Annotated in this window: 13 protein-coding genes and 1 pseudogene; 6 read left to right on the top strand and 8 right to left on the bottom strand. The window is 74.1% G+C overall.

Annotation, left to right across the window (positions count from 1 at the left end; genetic code table 11):
* Positions 1 to 2 precede the first annotated feature (2 nt).
* Together ACIOGZ_RS29120 and ACIOGZ_RS29115 are read left to right on the top strand one after the other, a co-directional pair.
* Positions 3 to 401 (top strand): hypothetical protein, encoded by a 399-nt coding sequence (locus ACIOGZ_RS29120; protein ID WP_363631649.1) that lies wholly within the window; start codon positions 3 to 5, stop codon positions 399 to 401.
* 231 nt (positions 402 to 632) lie between these two features.
* Positions 633 to 893 carry a helix-turn-helix transcriptional regulator gene (locus ACIOGZ_RS29115; RefSeq protein ID WP_363631648.1) on the top strand — a complete coding sequence of 87 codons (261 nt, stop codon included), beginning with the start codon at positions 633 to 635 and terminating at the stop codon, positions 891 to 893.
* 44 nt (positions 894 to 937) lie between these two features.
* Here ACIOGZ_RS29115 and ACIOGZ_RS29110 read toward each other — a convergent pair whose 3' ends face one another.
* Both ACIOGZ_RS29110 and ACIOGZ_RS29105 read right to left on the bottom strand, forming a co-directional pair.
* Positions 938 to 2,467 (bottom strand): hypothetical protein, encoded by a 1,530-nt coding sequence (locus tag ACIOGZ_RS29110; protein WP_400988137.1) that lies wholly within the window; start codon positions 2,465 to 2,467, stop codon positions 938 to 940.
* A gap of 22 nt (positions 2,468 to 2,489) precedes the next feature.
* Positions 2,490 to 2,984: a hypothetical protein gene (locus ACIOGZ_RS29105; protein ID WP_363631644.1), complete on the bottom strand. Its 495-nt coding sequence runs from the start codon at positions 2,982 to 2,984 to the stop codon at positions 2,490 to 2,492.
* 509 nt (positions 2,985 to 3,493) lie between these two features.
* On the opposite strand from ACIOGZ_RS29105, the gene ACIOGZ_RS29100 reads away from it, so the two are divergent.
* From ACIOGZ_RS29100 to ACIOGZ_RS29090, 3 genes are read left to right on the top strand one after another with little or no spacing between them, the layout of a single operon-like run.
* Positions 3,494 to 3,805, top strand: coding sequence for a hypothetical protein (locus tag ACIOGZ_RS29100; RefSeq protein WP_363631642.1), 312 nt, complete (start codon positions 3,494 to 3,496; stop codon positions 3,803 to 3,805).
* Positions 3,802 to 5,259, top strand: a complete 1,458-nt coding sequence (locus ACIOGZ_RS29095) for a DnaB-like helicase N-terminal domain-containing protein (RefSeq protein ID WP_400988135.1) — start codon at positions 3,802 to 3,804, stop codon at positions 5,257 to 5,259. Before ACIOGZ_RS29100 ends, ACIOGZ_RS29095 begins: the two co-directional genes overlap by 4 nt.
* 41 nt (positions 5,260 to 5,300) lie before the next feature.
* On the top strand, positions 5,301 to 6,089 hold the full coding sequence (locus ACIOGZ_RS29090; protein WP_400988133.1) for a hypothetical protein: 789 nt from the start codon (positions 5,301 to 5,303) through the stop codon (positions 6,087 to 6,089).
* Positions 6,090 to 6,130: 41 nt separating this feature from the next.
* Here ACIOGZ_RS29090 and ACIOGZ_RS29085 read toward each other — a convergent pair whose 3' ends face one another.
* Both ACIOGZ_RS29085 and ACIOGZ_RS29080 read right to left on the bottom strand, forming a co-directional pair.
* The gene (locus ACIOGZ_RS29085; RefSeq protein WP_363631638.1) at positions 6,131 to 7,192 is read right to left on the bottom strand and encodes a hypothetical protein; all 1,062 of its coding nucleotides are present in this window, start codon (positions 7,190 to 7,192) and stop codon (positions 6,131 to 6,133) included.
* Between the two features lie 515 nt (positions 7,193 to 7,707).
* Positions 7,708 to 8,361 carry a hypothetical protein gene (locus ACIOGZ_RS29080; protein ID WP_400988131.1) on the bottom strand — a complete coding sequence of 218 codons (654 nt, stop codon included), beginning with the start codon at positions 8,359 to 8,361 and terminating at the stop codon, positions 7,708 to 7,710.
* A gap of 261 nt (positions 8,362 to 8,622) precedes the next feature.
* Between ACIOGZ_RS29080 and ACIOGZ_RS29075 the strand changes: the two genes are divergently transcribed.
* Positions 8,623 to 9,654 (top strand): hypothetical protein, encoded by a 1,032-nt coding sequence (locus ACIOGZ_RS29075; protein WP_363631635.1) that lies wholly within the window; start codon positions 8,623 to 8,625, stop codon positions 9,652 to 9,654.
* Positions 9,655 to 9,797: 143 nt separating this feature from the next.
* Here the strand turns inward: ACIOGZ_RS29075 and ACIOGZ_RS29070 are convergent, their stop codons facing one another.
* From ACIOGZ_RS29070 to mobF, 4 genes and pseudogenes are all read right to left on the bottom strand, one after another.
* Positions 9,798 to 10,175 (bottom strand): hypothetical protein, encoded by a 378-nt coding sequence (locus tag ACIOGZ_RS29070; RefSeq protein WP_363631634.1) that lies wholly within the window; start codon positions 10,173 to 10,175, stop codon positions 9,798 to 9,800.
* Positions 10,176 to 10,928: 753 nt separating this feature from the next.
* Positions 10,929 to 11,216 (bottom strand): annotated as a pseudogene (locus ACIOGZ_RS29065) (WhiB family transcriptional regulator); the annotation flags it as partial.
* Entirely contained in the window at positions 11,213 to 13,147 is a 1,935-nt protein-coding gene (locus ACIOGZ_RS29060) for a hypothetical protein (protein ID WP_400988129.1), read from the bottom strand. The gene ACIOGZ_RS29060 and the pseudogene ACIOGZ_RS29065, both read right to left, overlap by 4 nt.
* A 172-nt stretch (positions 13,148 to 13,319) precedes the next feature.
* A complete protein-coding gene (mobF, locus tag ACIOGZ_RS29055; RefSeq protein ID WP_400988174.1) occupies positions 13,320 to 18,131 on the bottom strand; it encodes a MobF family relaxase in 4,812 nt (1,603 codons plus the stop codon).
* Positions 18,132 to 18,272 lie beyond the last annotated feature (141 nt).

Below are 18,272 nucleotides of genomic sequence, written 5' to 3'. Positions count from 1 at the left end.
CTGTGAGTAGCGCTGATGACATGCCCGGGTTCACCCTGGCCGACAAGATCCAGCTTCTGCGGCTGGACAGGACCTCCGCCGGGCAGCGGCCCCCGTCCGACGCCGACGTCGCTACGGCGATCGCCAGTGCCGCCAGTGCGCGCCGGGTCGACGAGAACACGCTGTACCGGCTGCGCACCGGGCGTACGGACAACCCGCGCATGATGACCCTGGTGGCACTCGCGGAGTACTTCGAGGTCTCCCCCGACTACTTCTTCCCCGGCCCGGCGCTGGAGCCGGCGGAGCAGCGCCAGCTGACGGCCGCGCTGGCGCGCAGCGAGGTCCGGAAGGTGCTGCGGCGGCTGGCGGTCATGGACGACGAGAAGGTCGCCGCGCTCGATCGCCTCCTGGGCGCCTCGTAGGGGCGCGCAACCGGCGCACTTGTGACGGCGTGTCGCGCTCCGGTGTGCGCTGGGTGAGGTCTCGGCCGCCGCCGTGGTGCGCTCGTGCAGTATGTGCCCTCGCGAACTTTGATTATGTTCAAGGTGATCCGCCCGGCAGTACGACGCTGACCGCCGCCGGAGCCCGGGATGTGTCCAAGCGGCGCCGGGTGCCTGGTGGTGCGGGCGACCATCACGAGGAGGCTGCCGACCATGTCCGTGAACGACCTGCCCGCCACTGTCCCCGATGACCTGCGCGGGCTGCTCGCGAGCTGCCGGGGGCGCATCGAGGTCTCGCAGGAGAAGCTCGCCGCGATGGTGGGGGTGTCGGGGCGTCACTACGGCGACTTCGAGCGGGGCAACGTGCCCCGCCCCTCCCAGGTGCTGCTGGAGCGGGTCGCCGCAGTACTGGAGATGAGCAGCGCCGAGAAGCGGTCCATGTACGAGCTGGTCTTCGAGCTCTCTGCCGCCTGACGGGTCACCGTCTGCACCTGGCCGCGCGAGGATGGGAGCGGCCCTCACTGCGGGTCGCCGCGTTCGGGCGGCGTGGCGGATCCCTGACCGGGCCTCAGTGGCCGCTCGCGGTACCGAAGGTCTTCCACGGCCAGCGCCGCGGACTCCTCCCCCGCGGGCATCGGACGGCGCTCGGCGGCACGGGCGCGCTCGCGTATCTCCTGCCGGATGTGGAAGGCGCCGCACCAGTGCCATTGCCACAGGCTCCGCGCCGACTGCGCCTCCCGCTGGAGCGCGTCGAAGCGCTGCGGCACGGACAGGCAGTCGGCTGCCACCGCTTCCTCCCGCAGCCGGGGCAGCGCCTCCTCGAGGAGGTCCGCGTCACCGAGCGGGTCGCGGGAGTCGGGCGCGGCCCGGCGGGCGTCGTCCAGGTAGTGGCGCGCGTCGTCCCCGTATCTCCTGGCCAGGGTCCCCAGGGCCAGAGCGCGGGCCCGCTCTGCCTCGGCGCGCTGGTGCAGCCGGCGTCGGCGCGCCGGCGGCCACTGCCCGCGTACGGCGGCGCTCCACCAGGGACGCAGCGCCTGGGCGTCGAGGGCAGCCGCCTGCTCCTGGTGGCGGGCCTCGTCCTGGGCGAGCTGGGTGCTGTGGGCGTCGGCGTCCTGGGCCCACCGCATCCACTGGGCGGCGGCGGTCAGCCGGTTGCGGCGCCTGCGCAGGGCCTTGGACTGCGGCCCTTGGCCGAACAGGGCGTCCACGCGCAGGATGCCGGCGGTGGAGGGCGCGGCGCAGGCACGCTGGTGTGCCTGCCACATCTGCCATTGGGCGCGCAGCAGCGCCCGGGCGAGGTCGCCGTCGCTGCGGTGGTGGTGGGGGCGCGGCGCGGTGTCCGGCCAGGCGTCGAACTCGTCTGCGGTGCCGGGCGGTTCGGGGGTCCATCCGGCGGGGGGCTGGGGGTGGAAGGCGTCTTCCAGGGCCGGGTCGGCGGGCCGGGGCGCGGGTGGTTCGGGGGCGGCGGGCAGATCGAGTTCGCGTTCCAGGGCGTGCAGCCACCGTCGGACGGCGGCCTGTTCCTGGGCGGTGTAGGGCTCCAGGCGCAGGCTGTCGGGCACGCCCTGGTCCGGGGCGGCGGCCGGGGCGGGGGCGATGCCCTGCTCGCGGGCCCAGGTGTTGAGCTCGCGGGCCTGGAGGTAGCGGCGCCGTTCGATCCCCTCCAGGGTCTCCAGGGGCGCCGCCGTGGTGTAGTTCTGTTCCAGGAGGTACTCGAAGGCGAGCTGGCCGAGCGGTTCGGCCGGTGCCGTCGGGGAGGTGAGGAGCAGCCAGGCGCCGTAGAGGTGGTCCGGGTGGAGTTCCTCGAGCAGGCGGTGCAGGGTGCCGGAGGAGCGCAGGGCGTACAGTGCGCGGGTGCCGAGGGCGTCGTGGTCGACGAGGGTGTAGAGGGTGTGCCCGACCTGCCAGGACGGGCCGACAGCGGTGAACTCGTCGTCGATCAGGCGGGCGATGGGGTCGTCCTCGTCGACGGTGCGCTCGGTGTGGGGGATGCGCAGCCATGGCGAGTGGCCCCACCGGTCCCGTTGCGTCCACCAGTGGGGGTGCACTGCGGGCGTTCTCCTTGTCCGGCTACGGGGTGGCGGGCGGTGCGGCGGGCTGCTCGCGCACGACCGCGCTGGGGATGCCGGTGGTGGCGGGCGGGTGGTGTGCCCTCGGTGGTGAAGCTCTCGAACTGCGGTGGCCGGGCGCGCTGACGGACACGTCGGCTGGTGTTGCGTCCGCGTGGACGAAGGCGTCGTGGGCGACGAGGTCGACTCCGGCGGGGTGTGGGTCTCGTCGGGTTGTGGGTTCCGGGCCGGTCCAGCGCCCGCCGGTGGCGGTCGGTGCGCCGGAGCAGGTCCGGTTGGGGTCCTGGCCGGTCTCCGCGTAGCCGTGCGCGGTGACGGCAGCCTCGCGTGGGGCCCGCGGGTCGGTCTCGGGCAGCGTGGACAGGTCCGGTTCCCGCTGGATGCTGCAGGTCGCAGTCCACCGGTCCGTCTCGTCCAGGGCGGCGCCTTGCCCGGTGGGCGAGCGGCCGTGCTGGTTCCGGCCGGCGGTTGCGCCGTGGACCTCTGGCGTCGTCATCGGTGGGCTGGCGTTTGTGTCCTGGTCCGGACGGGGGCTGCGGCCGCCGTCCACCGTGAGGTGGGAATCGGGTCAGGTCGCCCGGCGCTCGTAGCCGTCGTCGTCAGGGCCGAGGACGTCCTCGCACTCGCGGCCCATCGCCTGATCCCACTCTTCGTCGCTTACCTCGTCGCGCTCCAACGGATCTCCTGGTTCGGCCGGCGGATGGGCGGGACGGCGAGCAGGCATGGGGGGAGCTCGCCGTCCCGGATGGCCGGTCCGGGTGGGCCGGGCCCTGGCCACAGTGCCCGGCCGCAGGGCCGTGGCACAGCCTGCCGGGCGGTGTGTCCCGCCGGGCGGGATGTGTGCGGCCACGGATTCCTCCTGGCGGGATCGGGCGCCGGGCGGGCTGCCCGGTACGCCCCGTGCGGGCCTTTCATGGCGAGGCAGGGCCCTGCCCGTGTGCCCGTTTCGGCGAGCCGTGCAGCGGGCGGGCTGCGGGGATTTGACGATGGGGAGGGAGGGGCGTCATGGCTTTGAGCGACGGGCAGTTGTCCTCCTTGGCGGACTTCGCCACCGCCCGCGCGGAACGGCTGCGCTGCGGGCCGGTCAGTATCGAGGCGATGCGCCAGCACCTGCAGGCGGGCGAAGCGGTGCTGCTGGGCGACTTCCCCGGGGCTCCCGTGCGCTTCGTCGAGCGGTGGTGGCGCGCGGGTGAGGCGTGGTGGGAGCCGCTGGAGGAGGCGGCGGTCGCGGCCCTGGACGAAGAGGCCCGCCGCTGGGCTCTGTCCCAGCAGGCCGTCTTCACCCAGCCAGGCCCCGGCACGGCGGAGCAGGAGTGAGCACCCCGGCGGAGGCGTACGCCGAGGCGGCCGTTCTCGGATCCGTCCTGCAGGATCCTCGCCGGGCGCTGGAGGTGCGCGCCTGGCTGCGGGCCGAGGACTTCGCGGACCCTTGGCGCCGGGAGATCTACCGCGTGCTGGTGGACGGCCATCTCTACGCCCATCCGGCGGTCCTGGCCGCTGCGCCGGGGCAGCGCGCCCAGGTGCTCGGGCGCCTGGTGGTGGAGGACTTGTACGTGAGGGCCTCGGCCGACGGCTGGCAGGTGTCCGACGCGACCTGGCGCCAGGTCGCCGACTACGTCGCCGCTCTGCCGCTGCCCGACAACGTGCCCAACGCCGCCCATGCCGCCCACTACGGCCGGGTGGTCGCCCAGGCGAGCCTGGAGCGCACGGTCGGGCAGCGGGGGGAGTTCGCCGAACGGGCGGTGCTGGCCGCCGTCCTGGCCCGGCCCGAGGAGGGCGAACGGCTGCGCGGCTGGCTCAGGGCGGAGGACTTCACCGACCCGTGGATGGGCCAGATGTACAGGGCCCTGGTCCAGGACCGCCTGTACGCCCATCCTGCCGCCACCGTCCGCAGCTCCCCCGCCGAGCGTCAGCAGGTGCTCGGCCGGATGCTGTACGAGCAGCTCCAGTACAAGGCGGCCGAGGAGCGCTGGACGGTCCCTCACACGGTCTGGCCGGCCGTCGCCCAGCAGATCCTGGCCCTCACCACCACCCACCAGGTCCCGCACCCCGAGCACGCCGCCCAGCTCGGCCAGCGGGTCCTGCAGACGAGCATCCAGCAGCAGGTCGCCGAAGGGTCCTGGCGCATCGAGAGCACCCTGCAGGCGCCGGGCGCCCCAGCCGCCGAGATGGAGATCAACAGCATGCTCGGCACGCTCCAGCGGCTGGAGGATCGCTGGGAGCAGGCGGTGGGGCGCGGCGAAGCGGTCGGCGCGGCCCTGCCTCCGCAGACCTCCCCTCGCGCGGAGATGGCCTCCACCGAGGACGCCGTGCTCGGCTCCCTGATGCGCGACCCCGGCCAGATGGAGCAGGTCGGCCGGTGGCTGCGCGCCGGTGACTTCACCCAGCCGGGCCGGGCCGAACTGTTCACCACCATCCGGGACGCGGTCAGCACCCGGGGCACCATCGACCCGGCACTGGTGGTGTGGGACGCCCACCGCAGAGGCACCGCATCGCCGGGCGCGCTCCCCCCTGAGCAGGTCTGGGCGATGTACCAGGCTGGTCGGCCCGGTGTGGCGCAGGGCGGGGGCCGTCAGCTGGTGGAGGCCAACATCGTGCACCACGTGCGCTCGGCGACGTCGGCGATCAACGCCGCCGTCGGGGATCCCACGGCCGCTCCCGGCATGGTCATCGGCACCGCCCGCGGGCACCTGCAGCACGCCTCCTCCCAGGCCGCCCGCCTTACCCAGGCCACCTGGTCCGCCGCGCGTACCGGCCCGGGTGTGCGGTGATGGGCTCTACCGCCGCGGCGGCGCCGGCCCGGCGCGGTGGCGTGAGGGCACCGCGCCCGCCGGCGGACCTGCGCGCGCCCTGGCGTCGTCTGCCGGAGCTCGCCGGCGTCCTCGCGCAGGCCTTCGCGCCCGCCGCGGCGCACCCCGGGTGGCTGCGCGCCCTGTTCGCCCCGTTCTGGCTGGTCGAGGCTGGCATCCAGCGCTGCACGGGCCGGGTGCTGTCCCAGGGCCCGGCCACCCTCGTGCTGTGCCAGCCGCGGCCCTGGGGGCGCCGGGTCCTGGAGACGGTGGTGCTCCTGCCCGCCGCCGTGGCCGCGTTCTTCGCGGTGTTCGCCCCGGCCGCTGTGGTGGGGGCGGTGGCCGGCACCGCCGCCGCCGGGGCCGTGGGCCGCTGGTACGGGATGGCGGTGGCTGTGGCCCTGGTAGCGGTGCTCCTGTTGTGGCAGTTCGTCTCCCTCGTCCCGGCCGCCCGGGCGGGGGTGCGGCTGCGCCGTGCCGTGCGGGTGTTGCGGGGGGACGGGCCGTGGGCGGAGGTGGGGTCGCTGGCGGGCGGGCGCGACGGTCAGGCGACTCGCGATCTGGTGCGCGCGGTCCTCGAATGGGCTGACGGCAATGGGGTCGCTCTGGTGGCGGTGGCCGCCGACGAGCGTCTCGCCCGCCTCTACGGGCGGGCCGGGTTCGAGGCCCTGTGCCCCGCTTCGCCGGTGCTGGTGCGCCGGCCCCGCCCGGCCGGATCCTCCTGGCGCCCGCCGGCGCGGACCGTCCGCGGGGCGGTGCCCGTGCCGGTTTTCTCCCCCGGTGCGGGCTGTGCTGCGGTTGCCGCAGGGTAGGAGGCCGGAGGCCGGCCGGGCGGGGCGCCCGGTCTGTGGGGTCAGGCGTGCGGGTCGGTCCAGGTCACCAGGAGCGAGGCGAACGTGACCCCGGGGCCCAGGCCGAACACCAGGCCCTGCTGGCCGTACCGGGGCGGGGTGCGGTGGGTGCGGTCCAGGACCGAGAAGATGGTCGGTCCGCCGAGATTGCCCTCCTGCTCCAGCACGTCTCGTGAGTGTTTGACGAACTGGTCGTCGACGTCGAGGACTTTCGCCAGCTTGGCCAGGATGGCGGGGCCCCCGGGGTGCAGGATGCCGAAGCCCAGGGGGCCCCGCGCGTGCTTGTCCAGCCACTTCAGCAGTTCGGGGGCCAGGTCCGCGACCGAGCGCAGCGAAGCCCGGGTGGAGGCGAAGTGGTCACCGCGCTCGTCCGTCACCTTCCTGTAGCGCTCCACGGTGTCGGGGATCGTGAACTCCTTGGTGTGATCGATCCGCAGCGAAGGGGACCGTCCCAGCGGCCGGGCCGCGACAACGGCGGCCGCCGCCAGGTCGCCCCACAGCGCCTTGTAGATCTGGTCCTCAAGTGAGAGCGCGGAGCGCTGGTAGAGGGCGGACAGGAATTCGCCGGTGACCACCACGACCGTGTGGTCGGGATACCGGGCGAGGTGCTCCTCCGCGCAGATGAGCGCCAGGGCACCCCCCGCACACGCGGCCTGGGTCATACTGCGGATCCGGATGTCGGGACGCAGGCCCAGCGCGTTGCACAGATGGACACCGAGGCCGGGCACGCGGTCACCGGTGGAGCTGGAGACGACGAGGCAGTCGATGTCGGCGAGGGCGACTCCGACATCCTCCGTGGCTGCGATCACGGCCTTTCGCGCGGCTTCGAGGATGGCCTCGAAGACGTCGTCTTTGCGTTGGACGGTTGTGCGCTCGGCGACTATCTCCTCGTAGGGGCGCAGGTAGCGGCGGGTGCCGGGGAGGTTGGTGAGGGCTTTGCGGATGGCTTCGCGCTTGGGGTGGTCAGGGTTGAAGGCGAGGATGTCGTCCCGGATCCGGTAGGCGTCGACGGTGTACTCGCCGAGGACCAGGGCGGGTCGGGAGACGTAGGCCGTGGTGGTCATCTGAACGATCCTTCGGGGCTCGGCCCGCGGGGGCGGGCCTGATGGGTTCGACGCAGTCCCCGCGCAGGGCGCGGGCACTTGGCCTGGCGGGGCAGGCGGGGGCGGCTGACCGTTGGGGGCGCCGAGGTCGGCAGTTGGGGAGCACTGCCCGACGCGGTCAGGAGAATGGGTGATGCGGTCCGAAGCCGCGGATGCCGGGGCTGGACCGGTCGCACGGACCCGCCAGGGTGCTGGCAGAGCGGCTCACCGCCGGGGTAGGCGGCGCGGCCGGGTGTGCGTGCCGTTCGGCCGGGAGGGTGCGTGCAGCAGCATGTCAGGGCACCGCGGGGCGCGCTGCTCCGCGGTGCCGGTACGGCGTTGTGCGCCATGACATCCTTCCCCCCTCCGGCGGATGCTGATGGCGATCACGCTACCCGGCAGCGCCAGACCGCCATCGGCCGATCGGATGTGGACGTCGTTCCACACCTTGTACAGGCCGGTGATTGACGAACCGTCACACGGCCTGGGTCGCCCGGCTACGACGCGTCGGCGCCGGCCGCCTGCTGCGTGATCTTGTAGAGCTCGAAGCCGTCCAGGACCTGCTCCAGCGCGCCGTACGCGGTGGCGGTGTGGGCGGTGGCGGTGTCGGCGCCGAGCAGGTGGCACAGGCAGGTGAGGGTGAGGTGGGCGGCGCGGACGACGAGGGGCAGGAGAGCGTCGGCGGGCACGGGCGTGGAGGCGAAGGCGTAGCCGAGGGGGTCGGCGGCGCTCTCGTGCAGGGGGCGGCCGCCGGGCAGTTGCTCGGCCAGGGCGAGGCGGGTGAGTTCGACGAAGCAGTGCCCGAGCGCGGTGGCGTCGCCGCTCAGCAGGTCGGCGTCCAGCCGGTCGAGGACGGTGGCGATCTCACGGGTCTGGGCGGGAGTCAGTGTCCGCGGGCCGTCGAGGAGCCGGGCGGCCAGGGGGTGGTGACGCGAGGAAGCCGCGCGCAGCGCCGTGTAGGCCAGGCGGGCGAGGGCACCGGTGACGGCGATCGCGGCGTCCTGCCCGGTCAGGGGCTGGTGGCGGTGTACCAGGTCGCGCAGGGCGTGCTCGGTGTCGGCGGTGATCGTCGGGTCTGCGGCCCGGCGGACGAGGTGCAGCGCGAAGATCTCACTGTCCTCGTACAGGTGCTGGTAGGGGTCGCGGGACACGGCGTTCTCCGGTGGTGACGGCGGGACAGCCTTGGTCGGCGATGCGCAATCGGCCTGTCGGGCAACGGCGTTGCCCTGTCCAAGGAGTATCATCCCCGGCCGGAACGGGCCCGCCCCGGACCGGTGGTCTGCCGTGTTGGCTCTGCCGCGAGAACGAGCGGACCGCAGCTGTGCTCTGCTTCGGGAGGCAGCAGGCTCTGGCGAAGGAACCGCTGCTGGGGTGCTCGATGGCCGAGCCTGCCGGGTGTCTAAAGTCGCACCATGACGAGGACCACTCCGCCGCGCCCTCTCGATGTCGAGGCGCTCTTTCCGGAACTGGCCGCGCACCGGGGGACGACCACCCGGCTCCATCCGCGGCCGGGAAGCCCGGGGGTGACGGCCAGTTCCGTGGGCGGTCCGATGTTGTGGCCGGCGGATGAACCGTGGCCGGTGTGCGGCGAGGCCCATGCCCGCTGGCGTGGCCGACGGCTCGCCGCCACTCACAGGTACCGGCAGGCTCTGGCCTGCGCCGGGGCCCGCGAGCCGGGTACGGGCCTCACGGACGAGGATCGGGAGCTCTTCGAAGAGCTGCATCAAAATCTCCGGGTTCCTGGGGCGTCCGGGACGGGTCCGCTGCCTCTGATCGGCCTTGCGCAGTTGTACCGGCGGGATGTACCCGACCTGCCGGCGGGACCGGACGACTGCGATCTGCTCCAGGTGTTCTGGTGCCCCTTCCACACACACGGCCCGGGCCGCTACGACCTGAAGCTGGACCTGCGCTGGCTGCGGTCGTGGGAGGTCGGTGAGGTGCTGAGCGCGCCACCGCAGCCTCAGGTCGTCGAGTCCGACGGGTTCGTTCCCGAGCCCTGCGTGTTGCATCCGGAGCAGGTGGTCACCTACCCGTTCGCCGGTCTCCTGCCCGAGGACCTGTGCGCCCGGATCAACGCCCGGGAGGAAGCCCTTGAGGCGGAGGCCGGGCGGTCGCCGGACGAGAACATGGCAGAGCCGGTCCTCTACCAGTACGACCTGTCCATCCCGCCAGGCTGGCGCGTCGGCGGCTACGCCTCCTGGCATTTGACCGACCCATACGCCATGGACTGTCTGGCCTGCGGGACGCCGATGCAGCTGCTGCTGACCATAGACAGCTCGGAATGGGACGGCGGCAGCGGCAGTTGGAGGCCGCTGGAGGAGCAGGGTTTCCCTCCGAACCCACACGCCACTCCCACCGCGGTCACGGTGGGCCGCTGGGGTGAGCTCAACGTCTTCTTCTGCCCCGACGAACCCGTCCATCCGCACCGGTGGAGCATCCAGTAGCTTGCTGGGCCCGGCGCATCACCGCAATCGGGCATCGTCGTCATGGTCCGTAGCCGGGCACTGTCGCTTCTCAGGTTCTGGTCCGCCTTCGGTGGTCAGCCGCGGTGAGTGAGCGGCTCCGTCACAGCGCCGGTGCGCGTCTGCTACCAAATCTGCACTCCGCCGTGGACCTGCAAGGCTCGCTGAGCAGCGTCGAGGATGTTGTTCAGACGATCGGCGATCTCGCTGGTGCGCCGGGCGGCGGGCTTGGGTGAGTCCATGCGGGCGCTGATGGATTCGACGTTGTTCTGGAGCAGGAGAACTTCCCTGATGAACTCCGGGACGTCTTCTGGGGCAACCCGGAGGGCGTCCCCGGCCAGCTGAGGGAAGAACCGTGCGCCGAGCGAGCAGACGGCCTCCGATCCCCAGACCGTCGTACGCCAGCTCTCGAAGCCGGCAAGGTCTGACGCCCCTTCGGGAACGTCGAGGAAGCGGAACTCACCGCTCCCGTCGACGGTGAACACATCCACCAACAAGCTCATGCGCGAAGTGGATCACGCCCTCGCCCAGGCGGTCCACGACTTTCCGCTTCTGCCTGGCAAGGCTCGCCGAGGCAGCCGGGGCTTGCGCCGGTGGGCGCCGTGGGTGCGCCGGCCGATCAGGGTGGCCGTCCGGCGCCGACAAGACCCCGGAGGTGCGGATTTCAGAACGGAGGTTCACCGCTCCAGGAGCCGGTACGCGGCTGCGGTGGGATGCAGCCGCACTGCTGCGTCCGGGCACGGTAGTCAAGACCAGCGGCGTTCACGACGGCGTACCGTATCCGCTGTCGCCGACACCTCGTCGGCGACTGCCGGCAGGCGCTGCTGGAACCCGGCGGCATCGCGGGCACCGGCAGCCGGTCATCGCTGCCGGACGTCGCCGGTAGACGCTCCGATGCTCGCCTGCAGAGCCGCAGGCGTGTTGCCGCGGACGGTCCGGGCCGGGGTCTGGACGGTCGCGCAAATGAAGTACGGGACGGTGCCGCATGCTCTCCCGCCCGGGCGCGCCTGCGGACACCTGCCCCGGGCGGCGGCCCGGTGGGGACGCCGGCCGTGTCCGGCACCCGGCGGGGTGTCGGGTTGCCGTTGCGGTGCGGCCCTCACCGACGTCTTCGGATGGTGACGTCCCCGACGGGGCCGGGGACGTCACCATCCGGACGGGTGCGGTTGCCGCCCGGCGGTGGGAGTTCACGCGCGGGCAAGAGCGGGGGCAGGTGCGGGGGAATGCGGGCGCTGCCCGTCCTGGCCTGTGTCCTTGGCGTCCTTGGCCTTGCGCCGTTCCCGGGCGGCTCGGCGGTGGATGGCGCGCAGTTCGTCCTCGCTGACGCCTCCCCACACGCCGGTCTCCTGGTGGGTCTCCAAGGCCCACAGCAGGCATTGGGGGCGCGCGGGGCAGCGTCGGCACACGGCCTTGGCCTCTTCGATCTGCAGCAGGGCCTGGCCCCGGTTGCCGATGGGGAAGAACAGTTCCGGGTCCTCTTCGCGGCAGACGGCGCGTTCCATCCAGTCGCGCCGCGTAGCCTGGCGGTCTTCACGGCGGGTCATCGCATTCCTCGGTTCGCGGTGGTGGGGCGGGTGGCCTGCCGGGGCAGGTCGCGGGCCGGGCGCGGCCCTGCTGGGGTGGTGGCGGCCTGCGGGCCGGTACCGGCGGCCGGGACGGTGCCGGTGAGCCGTTCGGTGAGCTGCTCACGGTGGCGGGTCAGCCGGGCGGTGCCGTCGCTGTCCTGCGGGGGCGGTGCGGGCATCTTCATGACCGCTTCCAGGGCCCCCAGTGCCGCCACCATCGCGGGTCTGTCCTTGCGGATGACACCGTCGAGGCGCCTGGAGGCCGCGTCGACGCGGGAACGGGCCCGGGTGATCTGCTCGGCGGTGGGCCGCGGGTGTTCGCCGGGGTCGCGGTCCCGGGCGAGCAGGTCGTCCAGCGCGCCAACCAGGACGGTGACGGCGTTGTGCGCGCGGGTGACGGCCTGGTGGTCGATGCTGCCCACCAGGATGTCCCGCAGGCGGTAGTCGGGGCGGGGGAAGTGCGCAGCGATGGTGGCCCGCACCGTAAGGCGCTGCTCGGTGAGGGCCTCGTCGAGGAGGGAGCGCCCGGCGTCGAAGGTCGCCGTGTAGGCGACCTGCGCGGCGTAGTGGACCTCCATCGGGTGAAGGCCCCGGTCTTGGGCCTCGGCGCGGGCCGCGTCGGCCGTGGCCTGGGCGTCGGCGTGCAGGCGCGGCTCGTGGGCGGTGGCGGCGCGTTCGGCGTCCGCGAGGACGAGCATGCGGCCCAGGACGGCGTGACGCCCGGTGGTCTCCACGGCCAGGGTCCGTGCGAGGGTGGTGCTTCCGTGCGCGACGGAGGGCAGGGCGTCGCCGCGGGTCTGGTGGTAGGCCTGGGCGACGTAGGTGTAGGCCTGGGTGAGGGCGTCGTCGGCGTCGGCGGCCGCCCGTTGCGCGGAGGGCACCCGCCGGCGCCAGTGGAGGGCGGCGTCGGCGTCGCCGGCGGGCTGTGCGGGCAGTGGCAGGAGCGGCGGCGGTTTCAGGACGCGGGCGGCGACGGCTTCGACGCTCTCGCGTACCGCGCCGTCCAGCGGCAGGTGCTCGAAGGCTCCGGTGAGAGCGGCCTCCAGGCGCTGGCGGTCCGCCCTCTCCTCCTCGGGGTGGGCCGCGCCGTCCGGGGCCGGGTCGGCGGGTTGGGTGGACACGCGGGCGGTGAACGCCTGGATCCGGGCGGGGTGCCGGGCCGAGTCTAGGACGAGGAGGTCGCGTTGCAGGTCGATGGCGGCCTCGCGCCAACAGGCGCGTTGGGCGTCGGTGAGGCCGTCGGGGTGCCGTGCGGTGACGGGGTCGAGGTCGGCCAGGCGCTCCAGGTACCAGGTGGCCGCGGCGCGGAGCGCGGGTTCCTCGCTGGCCGGCCGCACCGAGTTCAGGATCCGCCAGTTCGCGGCGAGCAGTTGCCGGTCGGCCCCGCCTGCGCGGCCGTGGGCCTGGCGGATCGCGCGGGCGGTGCGTAGCGCCGTGATCACCAGCGGCCCGTGTGCTTCTTCCGTTGCCGGGTGGCGCGAGGCGAGTTCGGTGAGGACGTCGGCGCCGGGCAGGGTGGTGAACGCGCCGCCCCAGGCTGCCCCGGCCCGCGTCCAGTCCGGGCCGCCGGGGGCCGTGCCGAACGGTTCGTCCTGACCGTCCCAGAGGCGGTTCTCGAGCCAGTCGGCCTGCGCCGAGTGCAGTGTGTGGCGGCGTGGGTCGTCCGGGGGCAGTTCTTCCAGTGCCCGTTCCACGATCTCACCCGGCCTGACCGGTACCAGGGTGGTGTCGGGCCCGGTGGCGTGGGCCATGACCTCCAGGTGGCCCGGGCGGTCGGTGTCGAGGAAGAAGTGCGCGGCGGCGGCCGGGTCGGTGGTGAGCATCGAGGGTCCGTCCGTGCCGCCGAGGAAGGGGTCGGTGTAGACGGTGGTGAGCGCGTAGTGCACGGGTTCGGGCTGCGGCGCGGTCAACGGCCTTCCCCAATTCTTCTGGTGGCGGGATCGGTTGCGGGGGTGGGAAGGCGAGCGTGCGCGGGCGCTGCGGGCGGCCGCAATCGTGGCGGCGTCCTGGTCCCGGTGGGCGGGAGCGGTGGGCGCTCTCTCCCATCTGGCGGGATCGCGCGGTACCCGGCGGGCGGGTGTTTCACCGTCGGCGGCGGCCGGTGCGGCGGGGGCGGGAGGGTTTGCCGCTCGTCCGGCGGGAGGGCGGTCCGCTGGTGGTGCGGGCGCCGGTCTGGGCGGCCTGCTGGGCGGCGGCCTCCAGGCGTTCGCGGTCGGCTTCGCGCCGTACCCGCAGCAGTTGCAGGCGGTCGTTGATGCGGGAGGTGCGGTAGAGGTCGAGGGCCTTGGACAGGTGCTGCCACTCGGTGGCGCGGTCGGTCTCGGGGGGCGGGCCAAGCGGGTCGGTGCCGCTGACGCCCTGGCGCAGCCGCCAGTCGGCGACGGCCGCCACCAGGCGCCGGTAGAGGTGTTGCTGGGCGGTGTCGTCCTCGTCGGGGGCGGGGATCTGCTCGACCCATTCCTCGGGTGCCTTCTGTCCGGCCAGGGCTGCGCCCAGGGCTTCCTGGGACATGCGTTCGGCCTGTGGCAGCAGGGCCGGCGCCGGGGTGGTGCGGCCGGCCGGCACGGGGGTGGCGGGTCCGGCGGGGGGCGCGGGCCGGGGCGGCGCCACGGGATCGGGGGTGCGGGCGGTGCGCAGCAGCCGCAGTTGGGCGAGTTGTTCGAGGGTCTGGCGGGTGAGGGTGTCGGGTTGCGGTGCGGGGTGGGGCTGGTGGGCGGTGCGGGTGGCGTGGTGCAGGGCGCGGATGCGGGCGTCGAGGGCGTTCCAGGCGGCGGCGTGTTCGGCGGCTTCGGGGCGGGGGCCCAGGCCCGCCTCGTGGGCGGGGACCTGGTGGAGGGTGCGCCAGGCGTCGGTGAGGGCGGCGGTGCGTTCCCATCGCGTGCGCAGGGCGCGGCCGGCCTGCGGGGGTGGGAGGGGGCCGAGCGGGGCGGCCCAGGCGGGGGTGTCGTCGGCCAGCAGGGCGCCGTGGGCGGCGAGGTGACGGTCGAGGATGTCGCGGCGTTCGGTGAGGTGGCGGCGCCAGTGGGCGGGGGTGTGCGGGTCGTTCAGGGCGGCGGTGGGGGTGAGCCAGTCGGGCAGGTCCGTGCTGTCGTCGTGGGCGGGCGGGTGGTCGGGCAGTAGTCGGCGCAGGTGCCGCTCCGCGCTGGCGCGGGCGGTGACGGCCTCGGCCCGCTGCCAGGCGTCGCGGGCCGACGCGGTGCGCTCGCGCGCCCGCGCGGCGTCGGCGGCGGCCGCCGCGGCGGGGTCGGGCGCGGTGGCCGGCGAGCCGGGGCGGGCGCGCTGGTAGTCCTCCCGGGAGCGGTCGCGCCAGGGCATCTGGCGGCGCAGTGTCTGTTCCTCACGCAGGCGCACCAGGTCCTCCACAGCGGTGAGCTCCGCCTGGTGGTCGCCTTCGTCGCCGGCCCGCAGGACGGCGCGGCGTGTGGCGCGCAGCCGGTCGGCGAGCTGGCCGGGGGTGAAGGTGCCGTAGGGGCGGTGGGGCCAGGGCGGGTGGCGGCGGCCGTGGGCGGTGACGGGTTTCGGGGTGGCGGCGCTCTGGGCGTCGGCGGCGTGCAGTTCGGTCAGGGCCCGGGCGCGGTGCTGTTCGGCGAGCAGGACGATGCGTTCGAGTTGGGTGTCGGTGAGGGTGCGCAGCAGGCGGGTGTTGGGGTGGGGGTCCGCGTCGGCTTGGGCTTCGGCGGCGCGGGCGGTGCGCAGGCGGCGGTCGATGCGCCAGGCGAGGACCGCGCCGGGCACGTCCACGCCGGTGAGCGGGCCTTCGTGGTAGGCGGCGGCCAGGATCCGTTCGGGGGTGAAGCCCGCCCGTTCTGCGCGTGCGAGGGCGTTGGCGATGGCGGTGAGCGCGTCGTCGGCGAACAGTGGGTCGGCGGCGGTGCCGAGTGCGTGGCGGGCGGCGGCGGCGTAGCGCAGGCGGGCGGCCTGTTCGGTGGCGTCGGCGTACTCGGCGGTCAGTTGTTTGATGCCCCAGGCGCGTTGCTGCTCGTCGCGGATGGTCTGGCGGGCGCTTGGGGAGAAGGAGTTGTAGGTGGCGATCCGGGTCAGGGCCTGGTCGAGGGTCTGGTCGTGTTCGAGGGCGATGTAGAGGTGGTTGCCGGTGCGGCCGCGGGTGGCGGCGACGTAGGCGGCCTCGCGGGAGGTGCCGGTGGTCAGCAGGGCGTGGGAGCGGGTGACGGTCATGCCCTGGGCGCGGTGGATGGTGGAGGCGTAGCCGAGTTCGCAGTGCTCGGTGAGGTAGTCGGCGGGCAGGGTGAGGCGGCCGCGGTGCTGGGTGTGGCGCACGATGGCGTCGCCGGTGGGGGTGTAGCGCTCGATGGCCCATACGTCGCCGTTCTTGACGAAGTCTCGGCCGGCGCGGCAGGTGAGTCGACGCTGGTTTTGGCGGGTGACGATGAGGTCGCCGACGTGTGCGTGGTGGCCGTCGCGCAGCCGGGCCGGGCGGGGGCGCCAGCGGGAGGGTTTGAGGAGTTGGCCGCTGTCCATGCGCCAGGCCTGGGCGCGGCGGTTGAGGGCGGCGACCAGGTCTCGGTCGGGGGCGGTCATCAGCGGGGTGCGTTTGGCGGTGAGGTCGCGGCGCCAGGCGGTGAAGACGGCGTCGGCCATGGCGGTGGTGGTGCCGCCCTGGACGCGGCCTTGGCGGCGGTACCAGGTGAACGCCTCCGTGGGGTCGCCGTCGCGCAGTTTGAGGGAGGCGTCGGCTTCTTCGGGGTGGCGGAAGCGGTGGACGGCGGTCAGGTGGACGGCGCCGACCTCGCTCTGGAGCAGGCGCAGCGCGCCGCCTGCTTCGACGGCGGCGAGTTGGGCGGGGTCGCCGATCAGGCGGACGTGGGCTCCGGCCTTGGCGGCGTGGCGCACGATGGCGGCGAGGTGGCTGGTGGCCGCCATGCCGGCTTCGTCCACGATGATCACGTCGCCTCGGCGCAGGCGCTCGGCGCGGGGCAGGAGGAGCTTGCCGGCGTCGGCGAGGCGTTGGCGGCGCAGCCAGGAGTGGAGGGTGTGGGCGGGAGCGCTGAGTTCCTCGGCCATGACGTGGGCGGCGCGGGCGGAGGGGGCGAGTGCCATTGTGTGGTGGCCGGCCGCGGTGACGGCGGCGTGGGCCAGGCGCAGGGCGGTGGTCTTGCCCGCGCCGGCCGGTCCGATCGCGGCGACCAGGGCGCGGTCGGAGGTGGCGAAGGTCTTGGCCATGGCGCGTTGTCCGGCGTCCAGGGGGCCCTTGTGGCGGGCGGCGGCGCGCTCGAAGGTGCGCTCGCCGCAGGCCGGGCCGGTGCGGCGGTGTGCGGCGGCGACGATCGCGTCCTCGGCGGCGAGGATCTGGGGGGTGGTGTAGAGCTCGGCGCCGCGTCGGCGGTAGACGCTGGAGCCGTCGGGGCGCTGCAGTGGCGCGAAGGCGGGGTTGATGTCGGGCGGGGTGAGGTCCAGACACAGCCGGGCCAGTGCGTGGTCGGTGATGGTCTCGGCCCAGCCCTCGCCTGCGCGGCCACGGGTGGTGCGGGTGACGTGGCGGCGGGCCTGGGCCAGCAGATGGCGGCGTCCGAAGACGGCGCGGTGCAGGGAGACGGCGGCCACCACTTCGCGGGCGGCCGCGTCCACGTCCAGGCTGGGCGTTGCCTCCTGGCGTAGTACCTGGCGAGCGAGCGTACGGGCGTCCGCCAGCAGGCCGTCGGTGCGGGGGCGGCCGAACGCGGCGGCCATCGAGGCGTGCCAGTGTTCGCGCAGCGCCGCGAGCGGGCGGGTCTGCTTCTTGGGCGGGCGGCTCTCGAGGGTGGCCTGGCGCATCAGGGCCAGGCGCGCAGGAAGGGTCGGTTCCTTGCCGTGCTGGGCCCGGTAGGCGGCGACCAGGTGGGGCAGGCGCTGGCGTACCTGCCGGGCGCGTGCCGAGTTCGCGTCGACCAGGTCGGGGCCGATCCCGGCGATCTCCATCACGGGGCGCCGCCCGTCGGGGCGGGGGCGTTCCTCCACCACCAGGTCCAGGGCAGTGCAGACCCGGCGCAGGACCTCCTCGTTGTAGAGCTCGGACGCGGCGACGACCTGGGAGAGGAACAGCCGGCCGTCGATGGTTCGCCACCGCCCGCCGGGGCCCTGCACCTTGTTAGCGATCAGCACGTGGTCGTGCAGTCCGGCCTGTCCGGCCCGGGAGTCGAAGTGCCGGAAGCGGGCGGCCACCAGGCCGGTGGTGACGTCGTGCTGAGCGACGCCGCCCGGCCCGGTACGGGTGGCCAGCGCGTGGTCCTCGATCCACGCGAGGGTGGCGGCCACGGCTTGGTCGTGGGCGGCCAGGACGGCGGCCGCGGTGGTGTCGTCGCCTGCCGCGAGGAGGACCTGGACGCTGGCCGGGGCCTGCAGGACCGCGTGGTAGCCGGCGACGGGCTGGCGTGCCGGCTTCATCCGGGCGGCGATGTAGCGGCCCAGTTCCGGGCCGTCGGCGGGGTCGCGCCCGTACTCTGCGCGGAACGCCTTGCCGCCGATCTTCCAGCGCACCTGCCGGCGCTCCGTATCGGTCAGGGCCCGCCCGTGCTGCTTCTCCAATCGGTCGATCTGTTCCTGCACCGCTTTGGCCAGTTCGGTGGGCGTCTTCCCGAACTGGTAGTACGCCGCGCCGAGCCTGGCCGCACGCATGGCCTGGCGGACCGTCGCTCCGTCGCGTAGCCGCTCGGCCGTGATCGCGTCGGCGCGTGGGTGCAGGCCCTCGCCGAACAGCGAGCGCATCTGCGCCTCCGTCACCTCCCCTTCCACGCCGAGCAGGGCGGCCGCGCGTCCCGCCCAACGGCCCGGCGGAACGCCCCGCTCACGCTGCTGGGAAGCCAGGTCGCGGCCCCGTCTGCGGGGCTCGTCACCCGCGGCGATCTGGTTCTTGAAGTACAGCCAGCCGTCGCCCGGGGTGAACGTATGGGCTTCCATCACGCCGCCAGGCTCCGCAGGGACACCTCGAAGATGCAAGAGGTGTTGGGAAGTCGGCCCCCTGACTGGCGGCCGCCACGACTGTGGGGTGCCGTGTCCGGTGGTGGCTTCGGCGTACGGGTGGCGGGTGTTCGCGCAGGC

This window comes from Kitasatospora sp. NPDC088160 (genome assembly GCF_044741445.1).
GTDB lineage: Bacteria > Actinomycetota > Actinomycetes > Streptomycetales > Streptomycetaceae > Kitasatospora.
The sequence above is the reverse complement of the archived record's forward strand: the minus strand, read 5'-3'. Positions and strand labels throughout refer to the sequence as shown.

What these genes read in the sequence shown, in the direction of transcription:
- ACIOGZ_RS29070 (WP_363631634.1), bottom strand. Translation starts at nt 10,175, where the DNA reads ATGAGCTTGTTGGTGGATGTGTTCACCGTCGACGGGAGCGGTGAGTTC.
- ACIOGZ_RS29115 (WP_363631648.1), top strand. Translation starts at nt 633, where the DNA reads ATGTCCGTGAACGACCTGCCCGCCACTGTCCCCGATGACCTGCGCGGG.
- mobF (WP_400988174.1), bottom strand. Translation starts at nt 18,131, where the DNA reads ATGGAAGCCCATACGTTCACCCCGGGCGACGGCTGGCTGTACTTCAAG.
- ACIOGZ_RS29075 (WP_363631635.1), top strand. Translation starts at nt 8,623, where the DNA reads ATGACGAGGACCACTCCGCCGCGCCCTCTCGATGTCGAGGCGCTCTTT.
- ACIOGZ_RS29105 (WP_363631644.1), bottom strand. Translation starts at nt 2,984, where the DNA reads ATGACGACGCCAGAGGTCCACGGCGCAACCGCCGGCCGGAACCAGCAC.
- ACIOGZ_RS29100 (WP_363631642.1), top strand. Translation starts at nt 3,494, where the DNA reads ATGGCTTTGAGCGACGGGCAGTTGTCCTCCTTGGCGGACTTCGCCACC.
- ACIOGZ_RS29085 (WP_363631638.1), bottom strand. Translation starts at nt 7,192, where the DNA reads ATGACCACCACGGCCTACGTCTCCCGACCCGCCCTGGTCCTCGGCGAG.